Origin of the sequence: Mesorhizobium sp. WSM4313 (assembly GCF_002294725.1) — a bacterium.
In the GTDB taxonomy this organism is placed as follows: domain Bacteria; phylum Pseudomonadota; class Alphaproteobacteria; order Rhizobiales; family Rhizobiaceae; genus Mesorhizobium.
Genome location: NZ_NSFT01000017.1, coordinates 14,408 through 26,291 on the forward strand (window position 1 = coordinate 14,408; position 11,884 = coordinate 26,291).

Below are 11,884 nucleotides of genomic sequence, written 5' to 3' on the forward strand. Positions count from 1 at the left end.
GAGGCGTTCCCACCCATGTCCATTCTCGTCGACAAGAACACCAAGGTCTTGGTTCAGGGTCTGACCGGCAAGACCGGCACGTTCCACACCGAGCAGGCGCTGGCCTATCACGGCACCAAGATGGTGGGCGGCATCCATCCGAAGAAGGGCGGCGAGACCTGGACCGGTTCCAAGGGCGAGACCCTGCCGATCTTCGCCACCGTCGCCGAAGGCAAGGCAAAGACCGGCGCCAACGCTTCCGTCATCTACGTGCCGCCTGCGGGAGCCGGCGAAGCCATCATCGAGGCGATCGAGGCCGAGATCCCGCTCATCGTCTGCATCACCGAAGGCATTCCTGTGATGGACATGGTCAAGGTCAAGGCGCGGCTCGACCGCTCCACCTCGCGGCTGATCGGCCCGAACTGCCCGGGCGTGCTGACGCCCGACGAATGCAAGATCGGCATCATGCCCGGCAACATCTTCCGCAAGGGCTCGGTCGGCGTTGTTTCGCGCTCGGGAACGCTTACCTATGAGGCAGTCTTCCAGACCACCAATGTCGGCCTCGGCCAGACCACAGCGGTGGGCATCGGCGGCGACCCGGTCAAGGGCACCGAATTCATCGACGTGCTGGAGATGTTCCTCGCCGACGACGAGACCAAGTCGATCATCATGATCGGCGAGATCGGCGGCTCGGCCGAGGAAGACGCCGCGCAGTTCCTCAAGGACGAAGCCAAGCGCGGCCGCAAGAAACCAATGGCGGGCTTCATCGCCGGGCGCACCGCGCCGGCCGGCCGCACCATGGGCCACGCGGGCGCGGTGATCTCCGGCGGCAAGGGCGGCGCGGAAGACAAGATCGCGGCGATGGAATCGGCCGGCATCAAGGTGTCGCCGTCGCCGGCGCGGCTCGGCACGACGCTGGTCGAGGCGATCAAGGGTTAAGTGAGTAGCGAATAGTGAGTAGCGAATAGCGAATAGGAAAAACAGAGTAGCAGCGCGATCCGGGCAGTCCCTACTCGCTATTCGCTACTCACTATTCGCTCCAAAAAGGAGACGGAGCCAGGCTCCGCAGACGAAAATGGCAAGACAAGATCAGGCCAACGACCAGTTCTCGCTCACCTCATTCCTTTATGGCGGCAATGCCGACTATATCGACGCGCTCTACGCGGCCTATGAGGACAATCCCGCCTCCGTCGATCCGGAGTGGCAGGATTTCTTCGCGGCACTGAAGGACGACGCGGGCGATGTCCGCAAGAACGCCAAGGGCGCGTCCTGGGCGAAGCCTTCCTGGCCGCTGCAGGCCAATGGCGAGCTGGTCTCGGCGCTCGACGGCAATTGGGGTCTGGTCGAAAAGGCGATCGAAAAGAAGGTCAAGGAAAAGGCCGTCATCAATGGCGCCGTGCTTTCGGACGCCGACGTGCACCAGGCGACGCGCGATTCCGTGCGCGCCATCATGATGATCCGCGCCTACCGGATGCGCGGCCACCTGCACGCCAATCTCGACCCGCTCGGCATCGCCAAGCCGCTCGAGGACTATAACGAGCTGTCGCCGGAGAATTACGGGTTCACCGAAGCCGATTACGACCGACCGATCTTCCTCGACAATGTGCTGGGCCTCGAATTCGGCACCATCCGGCAGATGCTGGACATCCTGACCCGCACCTATTGCTCGACGCTCGGCGTCGAGTTCATGCACATCTCCGACCCGGAAGAGAAGGCCTGGATCCAAGCGCGCATCGAAGGCGCCGACAAGGAGATCACCTTCACCGCCACCGGCAAGAAGGCGATCCTGTCGAAGCTGGTCGAGGCCGAGGGCTTCGAGCAATATATCGACGTCAAGTACAAGGGCACCAAGCGTTTCGGCCTCGATGGCAGCGAGTCGCTGATCCCGGCGCTGGAACAGATCGTCAAGCGCGGCGGCCAGCTCGGCCTGAAGGAAATCGTGCTCGGCATGGCGCATCGCGGCCGCCTCAACGTGCTTTCCCAGGTGATGGCCAAGCCGCACCGCGCCATCTTCCACGAATTCAAGGGCGGCTCGGCGGCTCCCGACGAAGTCGAAGGCTCGGGCGACGTCAAGTATCACCTCGGCGCCTCGTCAGACCGCGAGTTCGACGGCAACAAGGTGCACCTGTCGCTGACGGCCAACCCCTCGCATCTGGAAATCGTCGACCCTGTCGTGATGGGCAAGGCGCGCGCCAAGCAGGATCAGTTGTCCGGCCGTGAGCGCGGCGAGATCGTGCCGCTGTCTGAGCGCGCCAAGGTCATGCCGCTGCTGCTGCACGGCGACGCAGCCTTCGCCGGCCAGGGCGTGATCGCCGAGATCCTCGGCCTGTCGGGCCTGCGTGGGCATCGCGTCGCCGGCACGCTGCATTTCATCATCAACAACCAGATCGGCTTCACCACCAATCCGCGCTTCTCGCGCTCTTCGCCCTATCCATCGGATGTGGCCAAGATGATCGAGGCGCCGATCTTCCACGTCAATGGCGACGATCCGGAAGCGGTGGTGCATGCCGCGAAGGTCGCGACCGAGTTCCGCATGAAGTTCCACAAGCCGGTGGTGGTGGACATGTTCTGCTACCGCCGCTTCGGCCACAATGAGGGCGACGAGCCGTCCTTCACTCAGCCGATCATGTACCGCAACATCCGCAGCCATAAGACGGTGGTGCAGATCTATGCCGACCGGCTGATCGCCGAAGGCCACGTCACCCAGGCCGAAGTCGACAAGATGCGGGCCGACTGGCGCGCGCATCTGGAAGCCGAATGGGAAGTCGGCCAGCACTACAAGCCCAACAAGGCCGACTGGCTGGACGGCGCGTGGTCGGGCCTTCGCACCGCCGACAACCAGGACGAACAGCGGCGCGGCAAGACCGCCGTGCCGGTGCGCACGCTGAAGGAGATCGGCAAGAAGCTGACCGAGGTGCCGAAGGACTTCGAGGCGCACAAGACCATCCTGCGCTTCCTCGAAAACCGCCGCCAGGCAATCGAGTCGGGCGAAGGCATCGATTGGTCGACGGCCGAGGCGCTGGCCTTCGGCGCTATCCTGCTCGACGGCAATCCGATCCGGCTTTCCGGGCAGGATTCGGAGCGCGGTACCTTCTCGCAGCGCCATTCGGTGCTTTACGACCAGCGCGACGAGACCCGCTACATTCCGCTCAACAATCTCTCGGCGGCGCAGGCCGGCTACGAGGTCATCAACTCGATGCTCTCGGAAGAGGCGGTGCTCGGCTTCGAATACGGCTACAGCCTGGCCGAGCCCAAGGCGCTGACGCTCTGGGAAGCGCAGTTCGGCGACTTCGCCAATGGCGCCCAGGTCGTGTTCGACCAGTTCATCTCGTCGGGCGAGCGCAAGTGGCTTCGCATGTCGGGTCTCGTATGCCTGCTGCCGCATGGCTATGAGGGCCAGGGGCCGGAGCACTCGTCGGCGCGGCTGGAGCGCTTCCTGCAGCTCTGCGCCGAAGACAACATGCAGGTCGCCAATGTCACCACGCCGGCTAACTATTTCCATATCTTGCGCCGACAGCTGAAGCGCGACTTCCGCAAGCCGCTGATCCTGATGACGCCTAAATCGCTGCTGCGCCACAAGCGCGCGGTGTCGACGCTGTCGGAGATGGCGGGCGAAAGCTCATTCCACCGACTGCTTTGGGACGATGCGCAGCTCTTGGCCGACCAGCCTATCAAGCTGGTGAAGGACTCCAAGATACGCCGCGTCGTGCTGTGCTCGGGCAAAGTCTATTACGACCTCTATGAGGAGCGCGAGAAGCGCGGCATCAACGACATCTACCTGCTGCGCGTCGAACAGCTCTATCCGTTCCCGGCCAAGGCGCTGATCACCGAGCTGTCACGCTTCCGCAACGCCGAGATGGTGTGGTGCCAGGAAGAGCCCAAGAACATGGGCGCCTGGTCGTTCATCGATCCCTATCTCGAATGGGTGCTGGCGCATATCGACGCCAAGCATCAGCGGGTGCGCTACACCGGACGGCCGGCCTCGGCCTCGCCGGCGACTGGGTTGATGTCGAAGCATCTCAGCCAGCTGGCCGCGCTGCTCGACGACGCTCTCGGCGAATAGGACGCCGGGCGCGCAAACAGGCCGGACGAAACAGACCTCAAGAAGACAACGGACAGGCACAATGGCTACCGAAATCCGCGTCCCCACTCTCGGCGAATCCGTCACCGAGGCGACTGTCGGCAAGTGGTTCAAGAAGGTCGGCGACGCGATCGCCGCCGACGAGCCCCTGGTCGAGCTCGAAACCGACAAGGTGACGGTGGAAGTGCCCGCCGCGGGCGCCGGAACGCTGGCCGAGATCAGCGTCAAGGAAGGCGAGACGGTCAATGTCGGGGCGCTGCTCGGCTCGATTTCGGCCGGCGGCGCGGCTGCAGCACCCGCCACCAAGCCGCAGGCGGTGGCGCAGGCTTCCAGCCCGGACGCCGCGTCCACCACCAAGCAGGCGGCGGCCGAAACCGCCAAGATGGCCGGCGACGCTGGTCCGGTCGAGCCGCGCACCATGCCGCCGGCGCCGGCCGCGGCCAAACTGATCGCGGAACACAATCTCTCGGTCGACCAGCTGTCCGGTTCCGGCAAGCGCGGCCAGGTGCTGAAGGGCGATGTGCTCGACGCCATCGCCAAGGGCGCCCCTTCCCAGCCGGCCGAGACGCCGAAGGCCGCTCCGGCGCCCGCCGCGGCCCGCGCGCCGTCCACCGCCGAGGATGCGCCGCGCGAGGAGCGCGTGCGCATGACCAAGCTGCGCCAGACCATCGCGCGCCGCTTGAAGGAAGCGCAGTCCACCGCCGCCATGCTCACCACCTTCAACGAGGTGGATATGAGCGCGGTGATGGCGCTGAGGGCCAAATACAAGGACGTGTTCGAGAAGAAGCATGGCGTGAAGCTCGGCTTCATGGGCTTCTTCACCAAGGCTGTGACGCATGCGCTGAAGGAGATCCCGGCGGTCAATGCCGAGATCGACGGCACCGACATCATCTACAAGAACTTCGCCCATGTCGGCGTCGCCGTCGGCACCGACAAGGGCCTTGTGGTGCCGGTGGTGCGCGACGCCGACCAGATGTCGATCGCCGAAATCGAGAAGGAGATCGGCCGACTGGGCCTTGCCGCGCGCGACGGCAAGCTGTCGGTGGCGGAAATGCAAGGTGGGACGTTTACGATTTCCAACGGTGGTGTTTACGGCTCGCTGATGTCGACGCCGATCCTGAACGCGCCGCAGTCGGGCATTCTCGGCATGCACAAGATCCAGGAGCGGCCGATGGTCGTCGGCGGCCAGATCGTCATCCGGCCGATGATGTATCTGGCGCTCAGCTACGATCACCGCATCGTCGACGGCAAGGAAGCGGTGACCTTCCTGGTGCGGGTCAAGGAAAGCCTGGAGGATCCCGAGCGGCTGGTGCTCGATCTGTGATCGGAGCCGATCCGCAATGAGCGGCTGGCTGGAACGGTTCGGGTTCGGGCTCGGCCGGACGGCACGCGGCTTGCGGCGCGGCATCTTCCTGCTTGGCCTCTCCGCCGCCATCCCGTCGCCCGCAATGGCCGCCGACTGGGATCCGGCGACGGCCAGCAGCAATTTCGGCATCTTTGCGCTCAGCGACACGCAATTGGCGGAGCGCAAGATTACCGTCACGCAGATCGGCGAGCTCGAACTCCCGACCGGCGAGATCATCGCTTGCGATCCTCTGATCACGACCGACGATTGGCCGGCGCTGGCGCGCAGGGTGAAGCCCGGGCACTATCCGGTCGCGCTGTTCGAGGCGCAGGGTCGCGTGGCCGCGGCGTTCCTTCGCTTCCGACCCGGCGTGCCTGTGCGCTGGGAGCTCGCCACTCTGCCCGGCCAGGACGTCTCGACGCTGAACGGCGACGAAATCTTCGGCTATCCCGTCGACGCCGGCCTCGGCTCGTTCATGGACAAGGCGGCGATGGCCTTGATGACGGCCGCGCAGGACAAGCTGAAGCCCGATCAGAACTATTATGACGATGTGCTGGCGGCCGAGTTCGCGCCCAACCAGGACCGGTTCGTCATGCACCATCCGGCCGCCGGCAATCCGGTCAACATCGCGATGTTCTGGAGCGGCTGGGGCGATGGGTTCTATCCGTCCTTCTGGGGACTGGACGCGGCGGGCGAGCCGGTGGTCCTGATGACCGACTTCGGGGTGCTCGAAAACGCCGACGGCCGCGAGAGCGACCAGGCCAAGTGATGACGAATGCCGCCTCGCCCATGATCGGATTGATGGCCGGATCGCTGGCGCTTACGGCTGCGAATTCCAGCGCCCAGGCCGCCTGCCCTATCCAGCTTGCCGTCTACGGCGAGGCGCAGAGCGGCGCCGAGATCGACTTCACGCCGGCCGGCAGCTCGGCGACGATCACCAACAATTTCCGCATGATCCTCGACAACAATGTCGTGCTCGACGGCATCGTGATGTGGACCGAAGGCAGCGCCGCGCGGCCGCATGGCTCGCTGATGTACAAATGCCCGACCGGCGACGTCACCGGCGAGGAGCTTGCCGCCTGCACGGTCTGGGAAGGCGTGATCTACAGCGCCGATGAAAAGGGCGGCGTCGCCCTGTTGCCGGCCGAAGGCGCCGACGCGCCGAAAAGCCTGATCTTTCCCGACCTCGGGCCGTCGCTGGAGATGTCGGCCGCCTATGGCCCCGCCGGCTTCTCCAAAGTGCCGTGGGACATCTTCGTGCTGAAAGGCTGCCAGGAATGAGCGCGCACAGGAAGACGCTGTTGGTCACCGGCGGCAGCCGCGGCATCGGCGCCGCCATCTGCCGGCAGGCGAACCAGGCCGGCTACCGGGTGGCGGTCAACTATGTCTCCAACCAGGTGGCGGCGGACATGCTGGTCGCCGAGCTCAAAGCCGGCGGCGGCGATGCTTTCGCGGTCAGAGGCGATGTCGGGAACGAGGCCGATGTCCTGGCGATGTTTGAAGCCGTCGACCGGGCCTTCGGCCGGCTCGACGCCTTCGTCAACAATGCCGGCATTGTCGACGTCAAGACGAGGGTCGACGAGATGAGCGCGGCGCGGCTGGAGCGCATGATGCACATCAATGTCGTCGGCTCCTTTCTCTGCGCCCGCGAAGCGGTCAAGCGCATGTCGACGCGACATGGCGGCCACGGCGGCGCCATCGTCAACTTGTCCTCGGCGGCGGCTAGGCTGGGCTCGCCCGGCGAATATGTCGACTATGCCGCCTCCAAGGGCGCGATCGACACCATGACCATCGGTCTGGCGCGTGAGGTGGTGCTCGAAGGCATTCGCGTCAACGCGGTCAGCCCCGGCATCACCGAAACTGAGATCCACGCGTCGGGCGGCCAGCCCGACCGGGTGGCGCGGATGCGGGACATGCTGCCGATGAAACGCGCGGGCACGGCGGACGAAGTCGCCAGCGCGGTTCTCTATCTTCTGTCGGACGCGGCCTCCTATATAACGGGCGCGATCCTGAATGTGAGCGGCGGCCGATAGGCGCCAAAACAAAGGACAAGACTATGGCTTATGACGTCGTAATCATCGGATCGGGACCGGGCGGCTATGTCTGCGCCATCAAGGCGGCGCAACTCGGGCTGAAGACGGCGGTGGTCGAGAAGAACGCCACCTTCGGCGGCACCTGCCTCAACATCGGCTGCATCCCGTCGAAGGCGCTGCTCCACGCCTCCGAGATGTTCGCGGAAGCCGGCCATGCCTTCGATACGCTGGGCGTCGAGATCCCGGCGCCGAAGCTCAATCTGAAGAAGATGATGGCGCATAAGGACACGACGGTGGCGTCCAACGTCAACGGCGTCGCCTTCCTGTTCAAGAAGAACAAGATCGATTCCTTTCGCGGCACCGGCAAGGTGATTTCCGCAGGCAAGGTTTCGGTGACCGGCGAGGACGGCAAGGTCGAGGAGATCGAGACCAAGAACATCGTCATCGCTACCGGCTCGGATGTCGCCGGCATTCCGGGCGTCAAGGTCGATTTCGACGAGAAGGCGATCGTCTCCTCCACCGGCGCGTTGTCGCTGGCCAAGGTGCCCGCCAGCCTCGTCGTCGTCGGCGGCGGCGTCATCGGGCTGGAGCTCGGCTCGGTGTGGGCCAGGCTCGGCGCCAAGGTCACGGTCGTCGAGTTCCTCGACACTATCCTGGGCGGCATGGACGGCGAGGTGTCGAAGCAGTTCCAGCGGCTGCTCTCCAAGCAGGGGTTCGAGTTCAAGCTCGGCGCCAAGGTCACCGGCGTCGCAAAGGCCAAGAAGGGCGCCAGCGTCACCTTCGAACCGGTCAAGGGCGGCGCGGCGGAAACCATCGAGGCTGATGTGGTGCTGGTTTCCACCGGGCGGCGGCCCTATGCCGACAGCCTGGGGCTGAAGGAAGCGGGCGTCGAGGTCGACGAGCGCGGCCGCGTCAAGACCGACGGGCATCTCAGGACCAATGTTCCCGGCATCTATGCCATCGGCGACGTCATTGCCGGGCCGATGCTGGCGCACAAGGCCGAGGACGAAGGCGTGGCGGTGGCCGAGACGATCGCCGGCCAAGCCGGCCATGTGAACTACGACGTCATCCCGAGCGTCGTCTACACCAGCCCGGAAATCGCTTCGGTCGGCAAGACCGAGGAAGAGCTGAAGAAGGCCGGCATCGACTACAAGGCCGGGAAATTCCCGTTCAGCGCCAATGGCCGCGCGCGCGCCATGCTGCACACCGACGGCTTCGTGAAGATCCTGGCCGACAAGGCGAGCGACCGCGTGCTCGGCGTCCATATCGTCGGCTTCGGCGCCGGCGAGATGATCCACGAGGCGGCGGTGCTGATGGAATTCGGCGGTTCGTCCGAAGACCTGGCGCGGACCTGCCACGCGCATCCGACGATGTCGGAGGCGGTCAAGGAAGCGGCGCTGGCGACGTTCTTCAAGCCGATTCATATCTGAAAGGTTCCGGTGCTCACGGACCTGAATGTCCACTGCGCTCCGGTTCTCGAAAGCCGCGCCAGCTGACTCACCGGAGCGAGTTTCTTAAGGGCCTTTCTCGCGCCTATCCTAACCAAAACGGCCCGCCTTTGGCGGGCCGTTTGTCGTCAAGCTGTAGCCGGATTACTGGGCCGGCGCAGGTGCCGGAGCCGGAGCCGGAGCCGGGGTCGGCGTAGGCGTAGGCGTAGGCGCCGGAGCTGGCGTGGGAGCCGGGGTGGGCGCTGGAGTTGGCTCAGGCGCCGGAGCGGGCGTTGCAGGCGCCGGGGCAGGCGTGCTGGCCGCCGGCGGCTCAGACGGGGCGGGGGCATGCTCGCCGCCGCTTCTGCCAAAGACATAATACGCAACAATGGCCAGGATAATGACAACAAGGGCGATCAGCCACCCGCTGCCGCCACCACCGCCACGCGTTGGGGGAGGCGTGCTCGAAGGGGTGTAGGGATCGTTAGGGTTCGCCATGAAACGTGTCCTCCTTGGATGAAAGTCATCAAAATAACAGCCATCAACGCGCTGAGCCCGCATCGGGTTTCACGCGAACGGACGGAAAGCGCTGAAAAACCGGCGTTTTCAGGTCCGCCAGCCGCCAGACGACTCAGTTGACGGCGGTAACACTATACCCTGCCTTGCGAAAATCCTCGACCAGTCCTTCCGGACCGGGCAGATGCATGGCGCCGACGGCCATGAAGACGTTGCCCTTGGCCAGAATCGGCCCGGCATGCGCCGCCATCACCTTGTTGCGGCTGGTGATAATGGTCTGCTCGAAGGCGGCATAGCCGGCCTCGTCGTCCGCCGTCTCCGGCAGCACGGCGCGGAACAGCGGCCAGAACATGCCGACCTCGCCACGCTGGTAGAGCACGATCATCGTCTCGGTGACGTCGTTCACTTTGTCGCCGAGCTTCATCGTCTCGACCAGGCTCTTCATGTGGAATTCGATCGGCAGCGAAGCCATGGCGCGCAATTGATCGACGGCGGTTTCGAGCCCTTCGACATTCTTTCCCGAAGCCTTGGCCTCGGAGGCAAGCTTGACGTCCAGGACGGGTTCGCCGGCGCTCTGGCGCGCCACCTCGCAGGCCGGCAACGCCATCATCGCCGAGAGGATCCACGGCTTCATCTTGGCGACCGTCGCTGGCGGAATGCCGCGCGCGTCGAGCCCCTTGTCCAGCGCCGCCGCATCATCCGACGACAAGAGCGACGACAGGGTGGTGTTGTCGGTGAACATCATCAGGCCGGGTTCGCTGGCCATGGCGGCCATCATCTTGGCCTTGTCCATCGCGTCGGTGGTCTCGATGACGATGGTGTCGGCGCCGTCATAGGCTTTTTGCGCGGCGGCCGGCAGCGTGGTGACGCGCGTATCGGTCATGTGCATGGTGCCGAACAGGTAAGACGGCTTTTCGCCCGGCTTCTCCAGTTTCCACAGCAGCCCTTTGCCGTTGGGTACGGCCGCCGCCTCGGTCTCGACCTTCCTGAAGGCGGCGGGATCGTTCTTTTCCAGCGCTGTCAACAGATCGGTGCCGACGCAATTGGCCATTTCGGCATGCGCCCGGCCAGCGAGCAGCATAACGACGAGGAAAGACAGGAAAAACAGCAGGTTGAGCGCCGCAAGCAGCTTCAACGAGACAAGGGCCGCGCGGTCGGCGATGGCGATGACGCGTTTCATGAGAAGCGTCTTAGCGCGGAAAAGCGGCAAAACGGTTAATTGGGAGGATGAAATTTGTTTCTGGTTCGCTGAGTTTGAGGTTCGCTCCGGTTGTCGGACCGAATGCGTTGACGATTAGCCGGACCGTCCATCGCGTCGTCATCCACGGGCGGAGCAAGGAGCGAAGCGACGCGCGCAGACCCGAGGATCCATTCCGTTACTTGCGCCGTCGAATGCGACGATCCAGAATTCTGCACCGTCGCGGAGCGCCGAGGTCACGGCATGGATTCCAGGGTCTGCGCGCGTCGCTGCGCTCCTTGCTCCGCCCTAGAATGACGACGTCCCGCGGCGCCCGTTCACGCCCTTGGATGCGCCTTCTCGTAGATGTCGAGCAGCCTCGCGGTGTCGACGCCGGTGTAGATCTGGGTGGTCGACAGGCTGGCGTGGCCGAGCAGTTCCTGGATGGTGCGCAGGTCGCCGCCGCGGCCGAGCAGATGAGTGGCGAAGGAATGCCGCAAGGCATGCGGCGTCGCGGTGTCGGGCAGGTTGAGCGCCGAGCGCAGCTTCGCCATCTCGCGCTGGACGATGGCTGGGTTGAGCGGGCCGCCACGGGCGCCACGGAACAGCGGGCCGTCGGGACCAATATGGAAAGGGCAGAGCCGGCGGTATTCGGCAACCGCCTTGCGGGCCACCGGCAGCACCGGCACCAGCCGCGTCTTGCCGCCCTTGCCGGTGACGCGCAGCACACTGTCGGCTTCCGTTGCGAGGTCGGCGCCGGTCAGGCCCAGCGCCTCGGAGATGCGCAGGCCGGAGCCGTAGAGCAGCGTCAGCACGGCGGCGTTGCGTGCGGCGATCCACGGCTCTTCCGCCAGTTGGCCCTCCATCGCCACGACCTGCCTGGCGTCGCTTGCCGTCAGCGGCTTGGGCAGCGATTTCGGCTGGCGCGGCGCGCGCAGGGCTGCGGCGCCTGCCGCGTTTACCATCCCGCGTTTTTCGAGAAAGCGCAGCAGCGAGCGGATGCCGGCAAGGCCGCGCCCTAGCGTGCGGGCGCCAGCGCCTTCATTGCGCCGCGCAGCGAGGAAGCCGCGCAGATCGGCCGGCCGCAGGTCCGCGATGTCGGAGATACCCGGCGCGCCGCCGCAATGGCCGGTCAAGAAGTGCAGGAACTGGCGGGTGTCGCGCTCATAGGCCTCGACCGTCTCCGGCGACAGGCGGCGCTCATGCGCCAGCGTTTTCAGCCAGGTCTCGCGGGCCGCCTGAAGGTCGGGTTTTGCCGGGATGAGGAATTCCTGCATGGGCTTTTTCCGTTTTTGGCAGTTTCGGACGTGCGGGTTAGGAAGCGGT

9 protein-coding genes are annotated in these 11,884 nt (G+C 65.1%); 7 read left to right on the top strand and 2 right to left on the bottom strand.

The window, feature by feature from the left end:
• The first annotated feature begins 15 nt into the window (after positions 1-15).
• The 7 genes from sucD (at position 16) to lpdA (ending at position 8,868) form a co-directional block, all read left to right on the top strand.
• On the top strand, positions 16-918 hold the full coding sequence (gene sucD, locus CK219_RS26315) for a succinate--CoA ligase subunit alpha (RefSeq protein ID WP_095769537.1): 903 nt from the start codon (positions 16-18) through the stop codon (positions 916-918).
• A gap of 136 nt (positions 919-1,054) precedes the next feature.
• Positions 1,055-4,042, top strand: coding sequence for a 2-oxoglutarate dehydrogenase E1 component (locus CK219_RS26320; protein WP_095769538.1), 2,988 nt, complete (start codon positions 1,055-1,057; stop codon positions 4,040-4,042).
• Positions 4,043-4,103: 61 nt separating this feature from the next.
• The gene (odhB, locus tag CK219_RS26325; RefSeq protein ID WP_095769539.1) at positions 4,104-5,384 is read left to right on the top strand and encodes a 2-oxoglutarate dehydrogenase complex dihydrolipoyllysine-residue succinyltransferase; all 1,281 of its coding nucleotides are present in this window, start codon (positions 4,104-4,106) and stop codon (positions 5,382-5,384) included.
• 124 nt (positions 5,385-5,508) lie between these two features.
• On the top strand, positions 5,509-6,174 hold the full coding sequence (locus CK219_RS26330; RefSeq protein WP_245340629.1) for a DUF4241 domain-containing protein: 666 nt from the start codon (positions 5,509-5,511) through the stop codon (positions 6,172-6,174).
• Entirely contained in the window at positions 6,174-6,686 is a 513-nt protein-coding gene (locus tag CK219_RS26335; RefSeq protein ID WP_095769541.1) for a hypothetical protein, read from the top strand. Before CK219_RS26330 ends, CK219_RS26335 begins: the two co-directional genes overlap by 1 nt.
• Entirely contained in the window at positions 6,683-7,438 is a 756-nt protein-coding gene (locus CK219_RS26340; protein ID WP_095769542.1) for an SDR family oxidoreductase, read from the top strand. Before CK219_RS26335 ends, CK219_RS26340 begins: the two co-directional genes overlap by 4 nt.
• Before the next feature lie 23 nt (positions 7,439-7,461).
• Positions 7,462-8,868, top strand: a complete 1,407-nt coding sequence (gene lpdA / locus CK219_RS26345; RefSeq protein WP_095769543.1) for a dihydrolipoyl dehydrogenase — start codon at positions 7,462-7,464, stop codon at positions 8,866-8,868.
• A gap of 628 nt (positions 8,869-9,496) precedes the next feature.
• On the opposite strand, the gene CK219_RS26355 is transcribed toward lpdA, so the two are convergent.
• The gene (locus CK219_RS26355) at positions 9,497-10,561 is read right to left on the bottom strand and encodes a TraB/GumN family protein (RefSeq protein ID WP_095769611.1); all 1,065 of its coding nucleotides are present in this window, start codon (positions 10,559-10,561) and stop codon (positions 9,497-9,499) included.
• 335 nt (positions 10,562-10,896) lie between these two features.
• Positions 10,897-11,835: a tyrosine recombinase XerC gene (locus CK219_RS26360; RefSeq protein WP_095769545.1), complete on the bottom strand. Its 939-nt coding sequence runs from the start codon at positions 11,833-11,835 to the stop codon at positions 10,897-10,899.
• Between the last annotated feature and the right edge of the window lie 49 nt (positions 11,836-11,884).